The following is a 20,365-nucleotide window of genomic DNA, read 5'->3' as shown; positions in this document are numbered from 1 at the left end:
GGCCTCGCGGCCATGCGCTGCCGGACATGTCGCTCCCAACCCGTGCTTGGATCGATCTAAATTTGCCGTCTAAAAAAAGGGCATGCCTCGACGGCTCCCTGGGTGATCGCATGCATGGCGACCGGCGGACTGTAATCCGCTTCCGTGGCGCAATGCTCGTTGCATTGCAAAAAGGAACGGCCCGCCCCCGGTGCGGGGCGAGGCCGGTTCTTTCGTGAGCGAGTCAGGGATGGAGGCGACGTGGCGCATGCACATGGCCCTGCGTCGCGCCACATGCTTCGGGGAAGGCGGCTTCGCTCATGAGGTGGCGATCTCTCGGGTGTCCTCATCGGACGCGGGAGCAGCTGCCACGGACCGTAGCTGCGCAGGGTCGTAATAGAAACGCTCGTGCACGATCTTGCCGTCGGCCCATTGCTGCACGGCGACTTCATCCAGCGCGACCTGCGCGTTGCCGCTGGCAAACGCGAAGCGCCAGTTGATAGCGACGCGATCGCCGTCGACCATGACCTGGGCGGCATGCGCCGTCACGGTCGTGAAGCGGCTCAGTACGAGTCGCTCGTTATCGATCAACGCATCGAGACCGGTGCGCGAGAGCTGCTGGTTTTCCCAGACGACGGCAGCGGGATGGTAGAAGCGATGCAGGGCCTCGATGAATTGGCCGTCTTCCACCAGCGACACGAACGTACTGACGACATGGCGATCGGGCATGGCTGCTCTCGGAGGAGGGTGGCTTGTCAGGGAAGGGCGTGCTCATCGATAGCGGTGGGCGCGCCGGATCGGTGGGGGAGTTCGATCGAGGTCAGCTTAGGTTGGCCGCATGCCCTCGTCACTTGGCCGCAGCGACAGATCCATTGGCGATCCCGTCGCGCATTCGAAAGGCGCAGGGGCGATCTCGCCAATCTTGCCGCCGGCGTCGCCACGGCTGCGGCGATCGGGACGTTCATCGCATCGCCTAAGTGATTGAATGGGCGGTCGCTTCCGGCGTGGTCGTTCGATGACTGAAGTGGCGGCCGATGTCACGAAGCGCTTGACGGGCAGGGGGAAATCGCCACGCTAGGCGCACGACATGATCGAAGGGAGCTGCCGTGCGGGTCGCGATTCTTGCTTACGACGGATGCATGGGCGCCGAAGTCCTCGGACTCTCGGATGTCCTGCTCGTGGCCAATCGCATCAGCAGCATGCGCGCGCCTGAGGCGCCGCTGCCGTTTTCCGTGTCCATCATCGGCACGCAGGCCGGGGTCGTGCGCCTGGCGGGTGGCGCCAGGTTGTCGGTTGCTGCGCCGGTGCCGTTCGACCTGCTCGTGGTGCCTGCCTTCGACTTCAATAATGCCGAGGAGATCGGTGCGGCACTGGCCGGTCTCGATGAGGAAAAGGCGCTCATCCGGCGCGCGGCGGAGCAGCGCAAGGTAGCTTCGATCTGCGGCGGCAGCCTGCTGCTTGCCGAGGCCGGCATCCTGGACGGGCGGCAGGCGACCACGGCGTGGGCGCTTGCCGGGGAGATGGCGCGGCGCTATCCCAAGGTGGAGGTGGTGCCCGATGCGGTGCTGGTGCGCGATGGTGAAATCGTTACCTCCGGTGCGTTCACGGCGTATGGCGATCTCGCCTTGCAGCTGATCCGCGATTGCGTCGGCACCAGCCTTGCGCGCGCCGTCGGCAGATTCAGCCTGATCGATCACAGCCAGCGTAGCCAGGCGACCTATATCGATCACCGCTTCAGCCATAAGCGTCGCGAGTCGTTCGCGCGCGCAGTGAGCATGTGGTTCGAAAAGCGCCTGGCGGAGCGCTATCGCCTGGATGTCCTGGCGGATGCCTTCAATCTTTCCAGTCGCACGCTGCTGCGCAGGTTTCGCGCCGAAACGGGGCGCTCGCCGCTGGATCTCCTGCACGATCTGCGCGTGGAGCGTGCCAAGCTGCTATTGGAAACGACCACGCTCAGCGTGGCGCAGGTGGCCGCGGAAGTGGGTTATCTCGATGTGGCGACATTCTCGCGCCTGTTCACCCGGCGCACGCACCTCACGCCGGCCGCGTTCCGCAAGCGCTTCCATACCGCTGACGTCGCGGTGTTCTGACGCGCCTTGGTGCGTTGGCGGGCGCGCCCATCAATCTGGCCGGTTTGCCCGGTTACCCGTCGCCATGCCGCTGCTAACGTCGATCGCGCAATGAACTTCCCGATCTTTTTTTGAGGAAAGCGTGATCGCCATGACATCGCAGCATCCGTCGTACAAACCAGCTCAACGCCCCGCCACGCCAACCTGGATTCTGCCGGGACAGCGGCTATTGCGGGCGGGTGTGCGGGTGCTTGGCGCGGTGAGTCCGTCGTATGCGGCGAAGGTGATGGATCGCCTGTGGTTCTCTGCGCCGAGAACGCTGCCGCGCGCATCGGATCGGGCGGTGCTCGATGGTGGCGACCGGTTGTCGTTCCAGGTCCATGGGCAGGAGGTCGCCGCATGGGCCTGGGGCGATGCGGGCCCGACGATCATGCTTGTGCATGGCTGGGGCGGACATGCCGGGCAACTGCAGGCTTTCGTGCTGCCATTGCGCGAGGCGGGTTTCCGCGTGGTGGCATTCGATGCGCCGTCGCATGGCGCATCCGCGGCGAGCCGGCATGGCGGGCGGCGGGTGACATTCTTCGAGTTCGCCGCGGCGTTGCAGGTCATCGCGGCGGGTGAAGCTCATGTCGCCGGCGTCATTGCGCATTCGGGCGGCTGCACCGCCGTATCGCTCGCATTGCGTGAGGGATGGGTGCCACCGGCAAGCCTGGTGTTCGTCGCGCCGTTCGTGCATCCCGCAGCCGCGATCGAGGGCTTTGCGCACGCCATCGGGGCGAATGATCGTGTCGTCGCCAGGTTCGGTGCGGGCGTGGAGCGCTGGCTCGGGCATCCATGGTCCTATCTGGACATCACCTCGCTGGAAGAGGCTCATAAGCGGCAGCGGCTGCTGGTGATCCATGACGAGGACGACAAGGAAGTGCCGCTGGCGCATGCGCGCGCATTGACGGCTTCGTGGCCGTCTTCGGAATGGCTGTCGACGCGAGGGCTGGGGCACCGGCGCGTGTTGCGCGATCCTGCCGTCGTGGAAGCAGCGGTCGGTTTCCTTGCGAACGGCCCGCTGGCGGCGACCGAGAAACCGCGCGATTATCTCCCGCGCGACTCTCGCGGAGCCTTGGACAAGGCCTACGAGGCCTGTGTCACACGCGACTCCGCTATCTTCGCGCGGCGATGAATGAGGCAGTGTGCAGGGCAGGGGCGAGCGTCGCCCATTACGCCGGGGAGCTTTGCCATTGCGCCGTATGCTCGCCGATCAGCTGCCACAGCTGATTGGCCACGGGGCCATGCGGCCGGTCACGGCGGCGGGCGGCAACGAGTTCTTGCACGCCGCCGGGTAGATAGCGGCCGGCAAGAGAAATCAGGCGGCCATCGCGCAATTCCTGTTCGATCAGGAAGCGTGGCAGGTGTCCCCAGGCCATGCCTTGCAGGATGACTTCCTTTTTCATGAGCTGATCGGCGACGGTGCACTGCGGTGCGCCATCCACCACGAAGTGGCTTCGCGCTTCGGGGTTTTGCGCCGTGTCGCGCATGATGCATTGCGTGAGATTGCGCAGGTGTTCTTGCCGTACCGCGCGGTCGGCGCGAAACGGCAGGAAGCCCGGCGCCGCCACCGGGACGAACGGTACCGGGCACAGGTCGATCCATTCGATGCGCGCATCGTGCTTGTCCACGCGATGGAAGATCAGATCGGCGTCGCCGTTGAAGAGCCGTTCCCATGGTCCCGTGACCGCTTCGAAATGGAGGTGCAGCCGCGTGCTCGGATGCGCCGCGAAGAAGCTGCTGAGCAGGCGCAGCGTCTGCGGCACGGGACACATGTCGCCGATGACGATACGCAGGTCGCTTTCCGCGCCCATGGCCAGTTGCGCCGCGTGAGCATGCAGGCTTTCCAGTTCGTGCAGCAAGGGTTGCGCGCGGCGATGAAAGGAGTGGCCCGCCGCCGTGAGCTGCGCGCGGTAGCCGCCGCGTTCCAGCAGCGCGACCCCGAGTTGCCGCTCCAGCTTGGCGACCGCGGCAAATACGGCGGGATGCGAGCGGTTCATGACCTGGGCGGCGGCTTGAAAGCCTCCTGCCTTGACCACGGCATCGAAGCATTGGAGGTCGTGCAGGGTAAAGGTGCTCATGTCCGTATTATCTACAATGTTTTTCCAAAGTTTGTAATTTTTATCGAAAAGAAGGGCGCCTAGCATCTCTCCTCGTACCGGGCTTCGGCCCAAACCAACCCCAAGGAGCGATGCGCCATGAACACCACCACTTTCATTACGACGGGCGACGGATACCGCCTGGCTTATCGCCTCGACGGCGACGCGAGCAAGCCCGTGCTCGTCCTGTCCAATTCCATCGCGACGACGCTGCACATGTGGGATGGCCAGGTGAGTGCACTGGCCGAGCACTTCCGCGTGCTGCGCTACGACGCTCGGGGGCACGGCGAATCGGATGCTCCCGCGGGGAGTTACTCGATGGATCGGCTGGGATGCGACGTCATCGAGCTGCTCGATGCGCTGGGCATCGAGCGCGCCCATTTCCTCGGCCTCTCGCTCGGCGGTTTCGTGGGGCAGTGGCTGGGCATCCATGCGCCGGAACGCATCGACCGGCTGATCCTGAGCAACACTTCGCCTCGCCTTGGCCCGCCCAGCGAATTCGACGCACGCATCGCCGCCTTGCAGGTATCGCCAGACATGACCGCCGTGGCGCAGGCATTCCTTGCCAACTGGTTCCCGGCGAGCATGCTCGAGGCCCAGGACCCTGTCGTCGAGCCGTTCCGCGACATGCTGCTTTCCACGTCACCGCAGGGCCTGGCTGGCTCCTACGCCGCAGTTCGCGACGCCGACTTGCGTCGGACGATCGCGCTCATCCAGCTTCCCACGCTGGTGATCGCCGGCGCCAACGACACCGTGACGCTGGCCAGCCACGGCGAATACATCGCAGCCGCCGTGCCGGGTGCGCGACTGGTGATCCTGCCGGCGGTGCATCTGCCTAATGTCGAGCTGACGGATACCTACGTGCGTACGGTGCTGGATTTTCTGCTGGAAGATGGGCTGGCGGATTCGGCCGCGGCTGAGGCGGACTCGTTGCGGGTGCTTGCCTGAGGGTGGTGTTAGGGGGTTCGGTTTATCGCGGATCGAACCCCCGTTCTTGCTGCCCTGGAGTCTGTGCGGAGATAGAGGGCAGGGCCGGCATTTGGCTGGGCACACTTGCGCCGTGACGCCAATGGCACGTCTCAAGCACATCCACCTGCGGTTCGGCAGGCAACCTTCCGGCCTTCGCTCGACGGCTAGGAGCTACCGACTTCCGTTCGACGCGGCCCTAGTTTCTTGTCGTCTTCCAATCGTGCACCTTCGGTGTTCAGCAGGCACTTGGCGAACAGGTAGAAGCGGTAAGCGTCGGCGAAGTTCGAGCCGAGGCCAAACGAAAGCCTGACGGCGCCGCAGTTGCCCTTATCGAGGATTTTTTCGTCGAAGGCATGGCAATCCAGGATCTTCTCGGTCTTGTCGAGCTCGCAATGCTCCGCGCCGGCGGTGGTATAGGTGGCCTGCTGAACCGCTCCGAGGTTGCAGAAGCATCCGTTGCGTACGGTGATGCCATGGGATTCCGCCACTCGCCTGATCAACGCATGGGGAATGATGGCGTTGTAACAGTCGAAGAAATTGAGCATGACAGTGGCGCCCTTGAGCTGCGGCGGAGGCCCGTAAATTCGGCAGAGAGGCGCGCGCGTCTTGATGTCGTGGCGTAGCTCGGAGAGACGCGTCTCAAGCCATCTGGCCAATGCAGTAGAACGTGCGGCGAGCTCTTCAACTCCCACCCTGGAGATGAATTCGAATCCCTGCGCGATGGCGGGGAAAGCCGCGTAGTTGGGTGTGCCGACTTCGAAGCGTTGCCCATCGTCGCGATACAGCAAGCGCTCCGAGGGAGACCATGGACCAGAGTAGTAGCACACGCCTCCCCCCGCGAAAGAAGGCGGGGTCAGCAGGCGCAGCGAAGATTTTCTGGCGATAAGGCAGCCGGCGCCGGTGGGATAGCCGAATATCTTGTAGAAGGAAATCGCGACGAAGTCCGGCTGAAGCGCCGTGCAGTCCAGTCTGGATTGGGGTACGAACGCGGCCGCATCACATAGCACCGCGGCACCTCGCTCCTGTGCAATCTCAATCCATTTCAGGTCATGCCGGGCGCCCGTGGCATTGGACTGCGCGGGGAATGCCAGCAGGTGCGGATGCCCTGGTGGCAGTCTGTCCAGCGAACGACGCATCAACTCATCGTGGATCAGCAGCTCCCCATCCAAGGGGATGTACTTCACGGACGCGCCTCTGGCCTTGGCGTACTCGCGCAATCCGTGGACCGAAGTGTGGTTGTCCTTGGTCAGCAAGACCTGCGAGCCGGCCTGAAAGGGGAAGGACTCTGCCACCAGTCGGATAGCGCCGCTCGCATTTGGCGTGAAGATGATCTCGTAGTCGTCCGGCCTGCAGTGGAAGAACTTGTAAATCTCCTCCCGCGCTCTCGCATAAGCGGCCTCGGAGGTCTTTGAGCCGCTGTGTGGGTTGCCGAGAACGCTGCTCTTGAGCGCCTGCAAGTCCTGCTCAAGGAGGCTTTCCGGAGGAATCGTGCCGCCTACATGGTCAAGATAAGTGATCCGATGATCATCCAGGCGCGAAAATTCCCGCTCGCGCATGGCCTTCACGTCGGCCTCGGGATAGCTAGGGTACTCGGCCAGGAAGGCTGCTTTCATTGCCTGATAGGGGCGTAAGAGCTGCGCATCACGCGGCGGCAGAAGGCTTTCCGCGCGCAAGTCGGCAAGTGCCGGCGTCAATTGGCGAAAAGCGCTCAGCTCTGAGAATTCTGGAGAGAGGCCGGGCGCAACGGACTCCTTGCACGCTTGATCAACCTCTCCGCGCAGCAGCCAGGCCACGACTTGATAGTTTCGATCCGGGACCTCTGCGTGGAACTCCTGGATCATCGCGTCCAGGTAGGCTTCGCGGGTAGAGGTGTCGCACTGGTTGAATTCTTCCAGAAGAATGCAAGCGTTGAAGAGGAACTCGCGGGTATCGTGTTCGTCAAGGAAGAAGGACAGCGGGCAGGCGGTCGCAACGCCATCAACGGTCCGGGACAGGCCTTCAATGGAAAAGGCCTCGGTAATGGGTGACGGGTCGCTCAGGCTCAAGGCCGCGTCCATAATGGCGGAAGGCATCCCGAAGTGAACCTGGGAGTTCCTGCGGGCGAGCTCGAAAAGCTGGTTGTAGTGAAAGACCGTGCCGTAGATCTTTCCTCCAGGACGCAGCACCCGCTTGAACTCCCTGGCGACCTGGACCTTGTCCGGTGGGAACATCAATCCGAAGCCACAGACGATGATGTCGAAGCTGTTGTCAGCGAATGGCAAGTCCGCCATGTCCACATCGGAATGAAATGGCACGTCTCGTTGCAGCTCTTCACTGAGCACCCTTTTGGCCAGGTCGATAGCGATTTTCGACAGGTCGCTGGCGACTAGCTTCAGGCCCAGTGGCTTAGCCAGATCCTCATAGAGATGCTTGGTAATAAGCCCTGTACCGCAGGCGACCTCCAGGATGTCCGTAGGGGGCGCGTCCACCTGGATATCCTTGCGGATCTCCTGCGCCAGCAGCTGCCCATAAGGCTTGAAGATGCGGGGACCTAAAACTCGCTCGTAGAATTCCATGAACGTGCTGAGCGACCATTTCTGTTCCGATACCGTCTTGCAGTGGTGCTCCATTGCAGTTTCCATTGCCGGCTCCTCAAGTTGGTCTGATCATCCTGTTCTGTTCACTGACATCAGCAGCCGCACAGGTATGGCGCCAAGATTGCTGACGGATACCTGCTTAATTAGTGCGTTGATTTCGCCCCTGTCTTACCGCGCCTTCAATGCGACAGCTCATCTGGCGAGCGCAATTGAGTCGCTCCGATCAGCAGAGGCGTGCGAGCCATCCCGGCACCAGTGCCCGTACACCGTTTGGGTGAGCCTGCGCCTGATGTGCCGCCCAAGACCGAGTTGCCGGTGGTCGCCCGTGAGGGGAGGGCTATGCCGCTGCGTGGATTTGCGGCTTGGCTTGCCCCAGCCCTTCGATCAATCCGTGCCCCCACTTCGGTTATTGAGCTGAGACGTCGTCCCTGGCCTCGGCCAGCCCGCAGCGGGTGCGATCCCTCGCATGGTCTGCTCATTCAAAGGCGCCCTTCCTTGAAAAGATTCATAACCAAACGTTTGGTTTATATATCCGGGAGACTATAAGCAATGGATCTGCATGCCATCTGTCGACGCGAAGTGATCCATTCGTCGCTAGCGAGTGGTCTTCAGGTGAAGGCTGTTTAGCGAAACGCTGCGCCAGTATCTGCACGCGAAATCGGCCAAGAGCATAAGCAAGCTACGGATGCTCTTGCGTGTGGGCTTTGCCATGCTTGGCTATGCCGGCGTTCCTTTACTTAGGGTGCGGGGCAGGCCTTATTCTGATGTTTGCCGCGCAGGCGACGGCGGCCGGCACAGCCACAGCGTCGGTTTCGAATCTGGCCACGGTGTTGGGCTCAGCTTTACTCGGTGGTTTTTGATGCCATGTGAGGTGGAAATGCGGCCTTTATGCTTCTGGCGCTTAGACGCCGCAGTGACGTCAATGAAGCAAATGACGCCAATAGGGAGTGAGTGCCATCTGTCTGCCATCGAAAAGCATGAATATGTAAGCCGTTGATTTATATTGATGTGTTCGGCAGCCTAATCTCCGTAACCGCGCCATCGTCCGCTGAAAACTGTGCTGTCATTCGATCGAAAGCGGAGAACTATGCGGCTCTGGGCGCGCGGCGTGGACAACTATGCTTCGCTTAAATCACAAAGGATTTTTTACATAGTAAAAAACAAAGCCGAGGCATTACTGCCTCGACTTTGATGGTTTTGCGGCTTCTGTCAGGCCGTGCCGAGCTGCGGCGTCCAGGCGACCCTCGCGGAAGGCAACAGTTTGGGAGGCAGGCAAATCACCACCCAGGGAAGTCGCTTCTTCGGCCTCGTCCGAGCGCTGTCGTACAGTTCAGGGGCATGCTGCCCAAGCGTCACCCTGGCGCCGTCCGCATACCCACGCGAAAGTACGCGAAGAATGGTGCGTTGGATGAGCGGCATAGCCAATGGGTGCGATTGGATCCGAGCTGACAGCGTGTCTTCATTGAGGTTGCGCCTATCAGGCTGTATGGCCGAAGCCAGGCTGCTGAGCATGTGAAGCGTTGTCGGCTCCAGGGACTCCGCGTGGAGATATACGCCGTTGATGCCCGGGAAAATCGAGAGATGATGCGTCGCGTTGCGGAAATGCGGGTTGGAGGATAGCCGCCTTAACGTCGACGGAGGGAGCATGTGGGTGAGTTCGGCGCCAATGTGCGTCAGCGGATCCTTCCAGGGGGAAGGCAGGGCGATCACGGAGGGCCTCGCGGACTCCAGGCCGCTCTTAGGGCTGAGCGGGTGTGTGCGGTGCGTGATCGATCGTGCCATCGAAACGCGCTCGAGCATCAGATGGTCGACGGCTGCTCGCCCATGTTGTCCCGGCAGGAGTGCGTTCGGCTCGGGGACGGCAAGCCCATCGAGGGCCTGCCAAGCGCGCGCATCGTACTGAGTGGGCGGAATCAGATAATTGACGCGTCGGCTAGCCGCAACCCAAATGCCGTGGCCTGCGACGACATTCTGCTTGGCCTCCAGCATCGCGCGATCGCCCTCGATGGTTTCGACGTAATCCACCAGGTCATGGCCGCATGGACAGGCGCCGATAGGGAGGTCGCTGCGTGTTCCGGCCAGCAGCGGTCGATCGCAGCGCGGGCAGCATTCCGTGAGTGCCACGTGATGCCACGGACAATGATGGACGCCGGGCGTCTGAAACAGCATGGAGTGATAGCAATGCCGGGCGCAGGCAGGGCAAATGCGCAGTCGCCACGGCATCGCCTCCCAGGGGATCGGTCCGCCAAAGGGCCACCAGAATTCCAGAGGCCAATGTTCCGGATTGATGGCCTGGGCGGGTGACAGCTCAAGCAGTTTGCTGGGTGATGCCTGTGTGTGCGTGAGCTTCTCGAACGGGTTCTCGTGCATACGGAGCGAGATACCTAGCGCGGAGCGAAGGTCACTTTTGGTCAGGTGATTGAGGCGAGAGGCACGCCAGAAGACACTAAAGCGTGAGCATCCATGGTAGGCAGTCCAATCTTCGCCAAGCAGGCGCTGCGTCAGGTATTTGTCTGCGGGTTGGTAGGTCGGAAGAGCGTTCATTAGTCCCCCTTCACCTGGTAAGTGTGGCGGCTGAGTTCGAGTTCGATGAATCCGGAGGCGTGAAGTGCCTCGGCAAGGTCGGTATCGGTGAAGGACTCGAATTGCGGCGTACGTGGCGCAATGATCGTCAAGAGATACACGACCGTCGCCTCAAGGGTCTTCATGGGCCAAGTCCAGCCTTCGGGCAGGCGCGCTTGGGCCCGAAGATTCGATGCCATTGTCCACAGCCGAGTGGCGTACTGGGAGAGAAGAAACCCATTGGCGACGGCCTGTTTGGCGAAGTGGCACGTAAAGCTGATCCCTGAGCCGGGTGGCCACTCTGTGCCATCGTCGTAGCGCGACAAGACGTAAGCTGCCTCTTCAGCATCCATGAGTCCGGTGAACTCATGCTTCCTAATCAGGAAGCGGCCGGTCACATGGGGTGGGTGATCGTTGCTGCCGATCGTTTCATTGGAGAAGCCAGTGATGTCCCGTTGGTGCACGAACACCACAAACAGGTAGTAGCCGGCCTGCGTCATGCGATTGTCGAGCGTGACGAGATGCTCGTAGTCGCTGGGCACCAGGCGCTGAGCTTCATCGATGAAGACGATGATGAGGCGAGTGTCGGCGTTCTGGCACATTTCGATCATTCGGCCAGCGACCATTGAGCCCAATTCGACCTGGGTGCCGCGCGCGGGAATGCGCAAGCCAAGAAGCGCCATGCACATTTTGAAGAACGTGGTGTCGGACCGCTTGTGTCCATCGGGAGCATCCATGCGAACGAAGGCCGCCTTGCGATCACCTAGCCATTCGGGGTGATGGATCAAGTAGTTGACTGCCTCGGATTTACCAAAACGTGCGAAGCCGTAGATGCCGATGCCGCGGTAGCCTACGTCGAGCGCCGAATTGATGCCGTCGGCGAGGCGCTCGATGGGATGGGTGGCCACCGTGGGGCGAAACAGCTGCTCCAGCGGGTGCTGAACATAGGAGGGAGCAATGTTGATGGTATTCATGATTAGTCCTTGCGATGTGCAAAGGTGGTGCGCCCACGCCGTGGGAGCACAACTGGGGGCGTGCTGGCGGCGAGCGCCGGACTTGGAGTGGGCTGAAAGTGCGCGTCGACGCGGGCGTACAGGTCGGGGGCTGCCTTGTCTTGCAGCGCCAGTTCGTGCGTAAAGGCGTGGTAGCTCTCAACTGCGTCGCTGCTCCCCTTGAGGTCCAGCAGGCCTCGATTGCGGGCGCGAATGATTTGTTGACGTAGATGCAGGTCATGCGGCGTGCGATCCCAGGGAGAGCGGGCCGTCAGGCGTGACCAGGGAGCGCCGTCGTCCGGACTCAACAGCACGATCTGGCGAAGATCCTGGAGATTGGCTTCGGCGAAGAGGCGTTTCCCGACCATGTCGCGCCGTCCCATCAGTTTCGAGCTGCGATAGTGGACGCCGTAGTACTGCACGAAGGGCGGGCGGCCACCGGATGCACCGCCCCGGATTGTTGGGGCGAACCGAATGGTCGTCAGGCGTGAGGCGTCGCTGGCGGCGTCGCTGCTGTACCAACTCCAGCCCGATGCCAGATGAGTATTCACCGCACTAGCAGGAGTACGGCCTCCCAGCCCGGAATGCGGCGTGATGTTGTATCCCGCCATGAGGACGTCCATGAGGTCTTCCATGCCTTCGTAGTGGAAGGGATGGTCTTCGGCGCGCACATACGACGTGCGTGTCTTGCCTCGTGTGCGGCTTTCTGGCTGGAATGCGCCGGCGAGCTTGCGCAAGGCGCCTTCCTCCAGGAGGCGGAAGAATGCTTCGACGATCGGGCGCACTTCGGGTACGTGTGACGGCCCGAAGTTAAGAAAGCCGCGGTGATGATCCAGAAGATTGCTGACGCAGTGGTGCGCGTGATGCGCCAGGGCGTTATCGCCAGCGATCAGGATGCCCCGTGGGCCGGCTCCCTGCTCGTTGATGGGAAGGCCCAGTTGCGCCCCCTCGGGGTATTGCATGCCAGGCACAATCAAGGTTCGACGTTGCCAGGGCGAGAGCGCCTTATGAAACAGGCGAAGCACATCTAGATGGTTGTAAGCGCCCAGCACTAATAGGTGGGCGAGTACGTATCGCGACACAACGCAGATCGCCACTAGGACGGTGATGCATTCGATGTGCCGTTGGACGAGCCTTCCCTGCGGATCGGTCAAGTTCAGGACCCAATCGATATCGATCTTGTGCGCGTCGAATTCGATCCGGTCCAGTGGTGCCAGATGGAAGATCTGGTTGAACCGCGTCACGTTGGGTTCGGTGTCCTCGGTCTCCGCTGCGCCGGCCTCCTGTCGGGCTTGTCGAATACGCTTGATGTGCAGCAATAGCGCTCGGCGCCCCTCGTCCTTGGCGGTGAATGGATAGCCTTCCTTGCCTAGGGTGGCTCGAATGATTGCTTTGAACTGATCGAACAATCGGTCGAAGGCCCGAGCCTTACGCTTGCCATCTGGGAGTGCTCCTTTGTAGGCCTCGATGATCTTTCTGGCCTTTTCGCATCCTTGTAGCAATCGTTGAAAGGCATAGGGCCCCTTGGTGGGTGGAGCCTCGACATACATATCGGCAGGACGGGGCTTGGCGCGTCGATGCTTGAAGGGAATGCAGGCGCGGAAACCTATGCGCAATCCGTCAATCGCCAGTTCCATGGCGATCTCGCAATCCCTGGTCACGGTGCGTGGATCGACACCGTGGAGGCGAGCGGCGACGGTGACGGGCGTGCCACCGGCGACATCGATCACGGCGCCAGATCGACGAAGGTAGTCGGGGCGGCGTTCCTCGGGAATGTCATCGGTGCTAGGGCGTACGAGCTCGCGCAAATCTATGCCGACAATGGGGAGGATGGGGTCAGTCATGGCTACCCCTCTTCGTCAAGAGACTGAAGCGCCCCAGGCGAGTGGGGTCGGCCATCGCAAGCTCACCGCGATGCATGAGATCGAACAGCACTGCGCGGACGTCGGCAGCATGAAAGGCCTGAAGTTGCAGTTCGATCTGCTCGACAGTGGCCTGCTCCATAATCTGGAACATGGCCATGATCTGCTGGCTCAGCGATTCGCGGTGAGGCAGGGTACGTGCGGTCTGCACGTAGGGCAGCAGTCGGTACCAGGTGCTCAGTACGGCTGATTGCCGCCTAAGATCGTCTTCGAAGAAAAACTCCAGGGCGATATGCGCTACCTGGGCCGCTTCGATGATGTCGCGTGCATGGCGATGTTCGCGTCGAGGTGTCGACGTGTGGAGCGTGTCGCTGGACGCCACGGGTAGCCAGAAGCGCTCTCGCCCTTTGCGTTCCTGCGTCCAAAAGGCGAGTTCCATGGTCGTGCCAGAGGCCAGAGTGAGCTTGCGCGGGCGCTCCACATAGGCCGCCACGCTTGGGTCAAATTCCAGGGTGAGGGCAAGGGCCGTATTCACGCAGCCAATCAGTTCGACCGTTCGAGACAGCTTGGGCGACCGGTACAGGTAGAGGTCGCCACGGCGTCGCTCGGGACGCGTAAGAGGGCGAGGTGAGAAGGGCGGGGCTGGTTTTCTTGCGCTCGGCGGAATGGCGCTCGTCGGGCCATGGGAGAGTGTCTCCGCCTCAGTGATGGGGCGGGTGCGAGTCATGGACGGCATGTTGGCTTTCTCCGGGGTAAAGGCCGCCCCTCATCCCGGTTGGGATGCTTGCATCGCATCCGCAGCAGAGCTACAGTCCAGGCGTCGATCCTGTTCCTGTAAGTCCAAAGCCCTTTCGGTTGGCGCCGAGGGGCTTTTTTATTGCGGCGAGGGGCGGTGGTGGCTCAGTGAAGTCGCAGGGTGGGGTACCTCCTTGGGCGGGGTATGGGATGGGACGCTTCACGCGCACGCGATCCGCGCGCACGGCATAGGTGTTGCCGCACTGATGGGCAATCTGCTGCCTCTGTCGGGTCCTGGTTCCGGCACGCGCTCAAGCTGCGAGCGAGAATCATGTGGCTCGAAAGAGCTCCCGGTCGTTACTCGGTGTCCGAAGCGGAGTGCCGTTCGCCGTCGAGCGAGCACAGCAAATCTGCCACCGCTTCGGCCGTCGCAAACCATCCGCGCCGTGGGCGCATCCGTGCCAGCGCCAATGGCAGCTGGCCGCGGGATCGCGCTTTTCGAATGGCGCCGACCGAGGGGTATCTCAAAATGACGGCCAGGTCGGCCAGCGTCAGGACGTCGCCAAACCGTTCACGCAGGGCCGCTTCGCGCTCCGATTTCGTCAGCATGACGTGAATGTCCTCCATTGTCCGGTGTTGTCACTGAGGCGAGAACGCTAACGCGGCTCAGGGGCGATCCAAGGGGGCAGTTTTGCGATACATCCTGTCCATCAAAAGATGGGTCTAGGCTGTGAGCTCTTGTCGTGGTAGGAGGGCGGCCTCATGCGGACCGTCGAGAGAATCCTCGGGACCCGGCTCTGGTATAGGTACGCGCTTTTGAAGTCGGGGGCGGGTTGCCAGCGCGGTTTTATCGATCGATTCGAGCGATTTGCCTCGTCCCGATCCGGATACGGTCTCGATCCACGACGTGTGTGCGACTGGGCAGTCGGGCGACAGCCGGTATCCAAGGGCATGGTGCAGCGGGTCGAGAGTGAGGTCCCGGGCACGAAAGATGTCTTTGCCATCGCGTCACTGTTAATGCCCAAGGCGCTGAGTGCGCCGGCTGTCGAACGGGTCGTGCGCCATCTCTACGTCATAGAGCCCGACGGTGGACGCTATTGGATGCTGCCGTCGATCGGTGCGAGCGGGGCGTCTGATGACCGCACAACGCCCTGCGTCTGGGAGGACGCCGCGTCGCTCGTTTTGCGCGGTGATTTTTCCGGTTTATTGGCGATTCTTGCCTTGCTCCGGATGTCCGTGGCGCGCTCCGAGCTCGAGCAAATCGGTCATTACGCGCAGCACCTATATGCGGTGCTGCCATCGGTCTCTCGTTTTTCTTGGGTGCGACCTGACGTCGATCTGCTGCTGCAGTGTGTGGAGGATATGATGGTTGGAATTCGTTGGCTTTTTGCCCGCGTGATGGTCGATTGGGAAGCGTTTCGCGCGCAGATAAGGGAGCCGAAGCCTTGGGAAGGCAGGCCTCCTTGGATTTTTGACGAGTCCTCCCTGTCGGCGAAGGCGCTACCGCGATATCTGCCGCGTCCCTTGCCCCTGCTGGAGGGGGTGGTGCCGCTTCGGCCTTGGGTTCACCCTTCCCGTTCAGAGTCTGTCCCTCGTTCCGCCATACGACCAGCGTCGATTGAGCGTTGCGGCCCATAACCACAAGGGGGTGGCGTCTCACGGTTTTGTTCGCCCTTCCTAGAAGTGAATGCCGCTTTCCTTAGTGACCCGCCGTGTCTTCGATGGCGGCAGCCACTGTCCGGATTCGACATGTAGACGGCACGGCTTGCGCCTTTATCTCTGTGGCTTTTGCCTTCGCGCGCTCATGCAGGAACTTTGAGGCCACGCGTGTTGCCTTGCCTTCCTCTCACGGCCTGAGAGCGGCTGGGTCGCGAAGCGCCTGATGGCCTATCGGGCGACGGCCTTCGGTGAGTCGATAGCGGCATGTGGTGCGCGGCTAAAAAGAGAGCGTGGAGTTTTGACCATGCACCGCTAGGCGAGTCCATGGGTTTTAGAAGCTGCTTTTTCTCAGTGGCTGGGGTTGGTCCACGCCGCAAGCTGCCGGTCCGGGGTGCCTGGAGAATGAGCATCAAGCTTTCAAGGGTGTTGGGCGGCGACAGGTGTTCGCAGTCCACGACCAAGGCTTCTCGAAACACCGCCGTCAGTGCGCGCTCAAGGTCCGGCAGGGGGGCGAGCCAGTGCGAAGAGCTGCAGCTCAGTGCCAGCACTGATGATCGGCAAGATGCGATGTCGTATGGTCCTGGCCGGCGGGGCATTCTGGCGTCGCCGGCGTGCCTTACGGCTTTTCGACCGATTTGAGGAGTTGATCCTTTTCGGCTGAGGACAGTTGTTCAAAGGCAAGGATCAGCCGGGCCAGGCGCTCGTCCTCCGCCAGCAGGTAGGCCGCTGGGACATGAAGCGCGGCAGCCAGGCGGGCGATCGTGGCCATGTCTGGCTCATGCACGCCCTTCTCGTAGCGGTTGATGCGGGTAGCGGCCACGAACGTGTCCAGTCCTGCCTTGACTCCGAGCTCTCGCTGCGACAATTGGCGTACCAGTCGCGCCTGCTTGAGGCGTCGCTGGAAAATCAGCCGGATGTCCGTCCGCCGCGGCATGTGTCGAACCTTCGTCGAGGTAACCCCCTACGAGATTCGTAACTTTGCCTTGCTCGCGATATTACGAGTTTCGTAATATGGGCCGCAAGCGGCCCCCCGCAGGGGCCATGGGGTCCCCAGGCCATGCAGCTGGTACTTCATGATGACGATGCCGTCTCCATCCCGCTGGATGCCTCCGTGCAGGAGGCCTGGCTGCTCCAATACGACCGGGCGTTGCACGCGGGGGCCGTCGAAAGCTTCCGGATCCGGCTGGCCCAATGCTTCGCAGAGACACTGGCGGAGTGCCTGGACCCGGACCTTAAGCCGCCGACGCCCGCACAGCTGCAGTACGCGACCGATATCGCCCGCCAGTTGGGGATAGCGCTGCCTGCCGAGGCGCTGCGCTTCCGAGGCCCGATGGGCGAGTTCATTGATCGCTTCTCGGCGATCTTTCGTCAGCGACGCCGTCAGCAGTTGGATGAAGGGTCGACCTCTGGATGAGCCGCCGACCGCGAACTCGGGAGCAGACGGCGCCCCGCGCTGAGCACCTGACCCGTCTGTTGGCACGCGCGACCATGGATCCGCACCAGGAACCGGCGTTCTTTCGCGCGTTACTCCAGGCGACCGTGTATGCGCATGTTCCAATCGCTGATCCGCAAGGCCTGCGCCTGCGTTTCATCCAGTTTCCGCACCCGGAGACCGGGCAATTGCTGCTGCCCTTCTTCACAGACCATGTCAGGGCGCGTATCGCGGCGGGGCAGGCCGCCCGCGTTGTGGCGCTGCCGGGGCGCTCCTTCCTAGAGGCCACGCGTGGCGCGACGCTCGTCCTAAACCCCAACGACGAGCGGGGGCTGCTCTATCCCGAGGAGATTGACACGCTCTTGCGTACGGGGCGGGTAGCGCGCATCGACAAAGTGACGATTCAGGCGGGCAAGGAGCCACAGGTAGGGCCTCCCGGCATCACACCCGCATGGCTGATCGATCTGATCACGCTCACGCTTGCCGGCCTACCGATCGTGGAGGTTGCCTACTTGGCGAGCCTTTGTGCGCCGCCGGGCCTCGGCCATCCGAGTCTTCTGCTGGCCCTGGGGACGGCGGCCGGGCAGGGGGATCGTGCAGTCCATGCCGTGGTCACGGCCACACAGCCCGCCTGCATCCAGCATCGGTTTCCGTTGGATGTGATGCATTTCGTCGAGCCCGACAGCCGCCCGGCCTGGATCGACGCCTTTGCACTGCTGCCGACCTACGCGAAGAGCTGGGGTGCTCGCTTGGTGGCCGCGATCGACACCCCTCCTACACGACTGTCCTGACGCGCGGCGAGGTAGCTATTCGACCAGGGCCTACGCGTGTCTGGGCCCTGGTCGGCCACTGGCGAATTGGCCAAAGGGCAGGGACACGTAGTATGGCGATTAGTGTTCGTTATCACAGGTAGTTTTTGGCACTTAAGGGCGGGCCTAGTAACCACTGGCGGTGCCCCACGGATATCGGCAAGCCCAGCCTCATCCGGGCGACGCATCACCTGCTTTTCCGGGAATCAAAAGCCAGGCAGCACACGCGCTGAGCAACGATAGTGCGGTGGAAATCAGCATGACCCGGCGGAAGCCTGATACGAAGGACACGTCGATGGCATGCTTCAGGGCCGCCGCGGCGGCTTGGTTTGCGCTGTCGGGAATGCCGATGCCAGCCAGTTTCTGGCGTTGCGCCACAACGGCAGAGATCCATTCGGCGGGGAGATCCAGTTTCCCCAGCTCGGCGTCCAGTCGCGCATTGAACGCCAAGGTCATCGCGAAGCCGAGCAGGGCAATGGCCAGCAGCGCTGCGGCACGCGATATGGCGTTGTTGATGCCAGAGGCAGTGCCGGCCCATTCGACGCCCGCCGCATTCATCACGGTCGTCGTCAAAGGCGCGACCGTGATGCTCATGCCTAGCCCAAGCACGCAGATGGCCGGGAAAAACGTGGTCCAGTAGTGGCCGTCGACGGAAATGGGTGCAAAGAGGGCAAACCCCGCCGCGGCGACGAGCGGGCCCGCCACCAGTGGCAGTCGAGCGCCGAATCGATCAACCAGGCCGCCCGACCAGCGCGACAGCATGAACATGATGGCAATGAAGGGTAGTAGCGCCGCCCCTGCCTCCGTGGCGCTATAGCCCTGCACCTGAATCAGATTCAGCGGCAGAAAGAACAGGGCTCCGCCCAGCGCGGCGTAGAGCATCAAGGTCAGCAGATTCGCCCCTGTAAAGCCGTGATCGCGGAAGAGCGGCAAAGGAAGCATGGGGGAAGTGGCGCTCGCTTCGACCCGAATGAAAAGCAGCATCGAGGAGATGCCAGCGACAAGACTTCCCCATACGGGCAGGACGCTCCAGCCGTGGTTCGGGGCTTCGATGAAAGCATAGACCACCCCGGCCAATCCGATCGTGACCAGACAGGCTCCCGGGTAGTCAATCCGCCCGTCGCTCGTCCCGGCTTTGCTCTCGGGCACCTTCGCGGCGCATATCGCCAGCACCAGAAGGCCAAGAGGCAGGTTGACCAGAAAAGCCCAGGTCCAGGCGTAATGATCGACGAGAAAGCCCCCGATGACGGGTCCGACGGCAGCGGTGATGCCGGTGAAACCGGACCAAATGCCGATGGCAGCACCGCGCTCCGATGCGGGGTAAGTGGCACTGATCAAGGCAAGGGCGCCTGGAACCAAGAGTGCCGCGCCGATCCCCTGGATCGCCCGCGCGGCGATCAATACCCCTACGGTCATCGACAGCGAGCAGCCGATGGAGGCGAGAGTGAAGACCATCGTGCCCAGCATGAAGATGCGCTTGCGGCCGAAGCGGTCGCCAAGGACGCCGCCGACCAGCAGCAGCGACGCCAGAAAAAGGGCGTAGGACTCCATCACCCACTGCGCTTCGGACGTGGTGGATCCGAAAGCCCGCTGAATGGCCGGAAGGGCGACATTGACCACGGTCCCGTCGATGAAGGCCAGACTGGATCCAAGAATCGCCACCGCCAGCGTCCATCTCCGCGATGTGACCGAACATGGCTCCGTAGGCGCGCCGCTGAGAATGATCGCTTCTTCGCAGGAAGGCTTTCCGATCATGGCTCGTTGTTCCATCGGTCTCGGAGCGACGGAGATTACTCCGCTCCTGGCGAGAGGTTCGTGACGACTCGATCGATGGCGATGAGCCGTCAATTCGCCGTCTTTTTGATCAATTCATTGGTGCTTGTAAAACAACACAGCGCGCCTGTTGCTGTGCCTACCGATTGCCAAGGTCGATGTCTAGGCTCATGGCCATGACACATCTGCGCGCAAGCCATCGTCGCGATCGACCTGCGGACCGCCGACCATTTCAACAAGGATAGAGCCGTGACCCAACGCATCGATTATCAAAAACACTCCCCTGAACTTTTTCATGGACTTGCCGCTCTCAGCAGTCTGGCAAGGCGATTCACTATCGAGGAGTCCATCTGCAATCTGGTCGATATCCGCGCATCGCAGATCAATGGCTGCGGCTTTTGCCTTGACCTGCATGTCAAGCAGGCCGTGATGCATGACGAGCGGGCGCTTCGGTTGTATCACCTGCCGATCTGGAAGGAATCCACGCTGTTCTCGCCGCGGGAACGAGCTGCGCTGGCATGGACCGAAGCACTCACCACGCTTCAGTCCCAGGGTGTGTCCGACGATGTCTACGAGCGTGTGCGCACCCAGTTGTCGGAGAAGGAAATCACCGACCTCAGCTATGTCATTGCGGCGATCAATGCCTGGAATCGCATCAATGTGGGCTTCAGGGCCGCCCCTGGCTCGTTGGATAAGGCTTTTGGCATCGACAAGACCGGATTGGCCTGAATAGCTCTTTCGACGGCAGCGTTCTCGCCATCTCGCTCGGCCATCTCCATCCGTGAAGATGGCCGTTCCAGCATGATCGAC

General features: G+C 61.9%; 17 protein-coding genes. 7 read left to right on the top strand and 10 right to left on the bottom strand.

Annotation, left to right across the window (positions count from 1 at the left end; genetic code table 11):
• Positions 1-297: 297 nt before the first annotated feature.
• The gene (locus ACNR9O_RS09315) at positions 298-708 is read right to left on the bottom strand and encodes a nuclear transport factor 2 family protein (protein ID WP_473681256.1); all 411 of its coding nucleotides are present in this window, start codon (positions 706-708) and stop codon (positions 298-300) included.
• Positions 709-1,118: 410 nt separating this feature from the next.
• Between ACNR9O_RS09315 and ACNR9O_RS09310 the strand changes: the two genes are divergently transcribed.
• Together ACNR9O_RS09310 and ACNR9O_RS09305 are read left to right on the top strand one after the other, a co-directional pair.
• The gene (locus tag ACNR9O_RS09310; protein ID WP_473681258.1) at positions 1,119-2,069 is read left to right on the top strand and encodes a GlxA family transcriptional regulator; all 951 of its coding nucleotides are present in this window, start codon (positions 1,119-1,121) and stop codon (positions 2,067-2,069) included.
• Between the two features lie 130 nt (positions 2,070-2,199).
• Entirely contained in the window at positions 2,200-3,222 is a 1,023-nt protein-coding gene (locus ACNR9O_RS09305) for an alpha/beta fold hydrolase (protein WP_473681260.1), read from the top strand.
• A gap of 37 nt (positions 3,223-3,259) precedes the next feature.
• Here the strand turns inward: ACNR9O_RS09305 and ACNR9O_RS09300 are convergent, their stop codons facing one another.
• On the bottom strand, positions 3,260-4,261 hold the full coding sequence (locus ACNR9O_RS09300) for a LysR family transcriptional regulator (protein WP_473681262.1): 1,002 nt from the start codon (positions 4,259-4,261) through the stop codon (positions 3,260-3,262).
• Positions 4,262-4,285: 24 nt separating this feature from the next.
• Here ACNR9O_RS09300 and pcaD point away from each other — a divergent pair, with 24 nt between their 5' ends.
• Positions 4,286-5,134, top strand: a complete 849-nt coding sequence (pcaD, locus tag ACNR9O_RS09295; RefSeq protein ID WP_473681264.1) for a 3-oxoadipate enol-lactonase — start codon at positions 4,286-4,288, stop codon at positions 5,132-5,134.
• Between the two features lie 185 nt (positions 5,135-5,319).
• On the opposite strand, the gene ACNR9O_RS09290 is transcribed toward pcaD, so the two are convergent.
• The 6 genes from ACNR9O_RS09290 to ACNR9O_RS09265 all read right to left on the bottom strand — a co-directional run bounded on the left by ACNR9O_RS09290 (position 5,320) and on the right by ACNR9O_RS09265 (position 14,491).
• On the bottom strand, positions 5,320-7,776 hold the full coding sequence (locus tag ACNR9O_RS09290; protein ID WP_473681266.1) for an aminotransferase class V-fold PLP-dependent enzyme: 2,457 nt from the start codon (positions 7,774-7,776) through the stop codon (positions 5,320-5,322).
• A 1,164-nt stretch (positions 7,777-8,940) separates the two neighbouring features.
• Positions 8,941-10,275 (bottom strand): hypothetical protein, encoded by a 1,335-nt coding sequence (locus ACNR9O_RS09285; protein ID WP_473681268.1) that lies wholly within the window; start codon positions 10,273-10,275, stop codon positions 8,941-8,943.
• A complete protein-coding gene (locus tag ACNR9O_RS09280; protein ID WP_473681270.1) occupies positions 10,275-11,267 on the bottom strand; it encodes an AAA family ATPase in 993 nt (330 codons plus the stop codon). Before ACNR9O_RS09280 ends, ACNR9O_RS09285 begins: the two co-directional genes overlap by 1 nt.
• 2 nt (positions 11,268-11,269) lie before the next feature.
• Positions 11,270-13,129, bottom strand: a complete 1,860-nt coding sequence (locus ACNR9O_RS09275; protein ID WP_473681272.1) for a hypothetical protein — start codon at positions 13,127-13,129, stop codon at positions 11,270-11,272.
• Positions 13,122-13,682 carry a hypothetical protein gene (locus tag ACNR9O_RS09270; protein WP_473681274.1) on the bottom strand — a complete coding sequence of 187 codons (561 nt, stop codon included), beginning with the start codon at positions 13,680-13,682 and terminating at the stop codon, positions 13,122-13,124. Before ACNR9O_RS09270 ends, ACNR9O_RS09275 begins: the two co-directional genes overlap by 8 nt.
• 557 nt (positions 13,683-14,239) lie before the next feature.
• Positions 14,240-14,491 carry a hypothetical protein gene (locus ACNR9O_RS09265; RefSeq protein ID WP_473681276.1) on the bottom strand — a complete coding sequence of 84 codons (252 nt, stop codon included), beginning with the start codon at positions 14,489-14,491 and terminating at the stop codon, positions 14,240-14,242.
• Between the two features lie 153 nt (positions 14,492-14,644).
• On the opposite strand from ACNR9O_RS09265, the gene ACNR9O_RS09260 reads away from it, so the two are divergent.
• The gene (locus ACNR9O_RS09260) at positions 14,645-15,520 is read left to right on the top strand and encodes a hypothetical protein (protein ID WP_473681278.1); all 876 of its coding nucleotides are present in this window, start codon (positions 14,645-14,647) and stop codon (positions 15,518-15,520) included.
• A gap of 637 nt (positions 15,521-16,157) precedes the next feature.
• On the opposite strand, the gene ACNR9O_RS09255 is transcribed toward ACNR9O_RS09260, so the two are convergent.
• On the bottom strand, positions 16,158-16,475 hold the full coding sequence (locus ACNR9O_RS09255) for a helix-turn-helix domain-containing protein (protein WP_473681280.1): 318 nt from the start codon (positions 16,473-16,475) through the stop codon (positions 16,158-16,160).
• Between the two features lie 123 nt (positions 16,476-16,598).
• Between ACNR9O_RS09255 and ACNR9O_RS09250 the strand changes: the two genes are divergently transcribed.
• Positions 16,599-16,955 carry a hypothetical protein gene (locus ACNR9O_RS09250; protein ID WP_473681282.1) on the top strand — a complete coding sequence of 119 codons (357 nt, stop codon included), beginning with the start codon at positions 16,599-16,601 and terminating at the stop codon, positions 16,953-16,955.
• Positions 16,952-17,764, top strand: coding sequence for an SseB family protein (locus ACNR9O_RS09245; RefSeq protein ID WP_473681285.1), 813 nt, complete (start codon positions 16,952-16,954; stop codon positions 17,762-17,764). The genes ACNR9O_RS09250 and ACNR9O_RS09245 overlap by 4 nt, the downstream gene beginning before the upstream one ends.
• Positions 17,765-17,953: 189 nt before the next feature.
• On the opposite strand, the gene ACNR9O_RS09240 is transcribed toward ACNR9O_RS09245, so the two are convergent.
• Entirely contained in the window at positions 17,954-19,537 is a 1,584-nt protein-coding gene (locus ACNR9O_RS09240) for an MFS transporter (RefSeq protein ID WP_473681288.1), read from the bottom strand.
• 267 nt (positions 19,538-19,804) lie between these two features.
• Here ACNR9O_RS09240 and ACNR9O_RS09235 point away from each other — a divergent pair, with 267 nt between their 5' ends.
• Entirely contained in the window at positions 19,805-20,284 is a 480-nt protein-coding gene (locus ACNR9O_RS09235; RefSeq protein ID WP_473681290.1) for a carboxymuconolactone decarboxylase family protein, read from the top strand.
• The last annotated feature ends 81 nt before the right edge of the window (positions 20,285-20,365 follow it).

The sequence above is a fragment of the Dyella sp. CR10 genome (genome assembly GCF_055814425.1).
The sequence above is the reverse complement of the archived record's forward strand: the minus strand, read 5'-3'. Positions and strand labels throughout refer to the sequence as shown.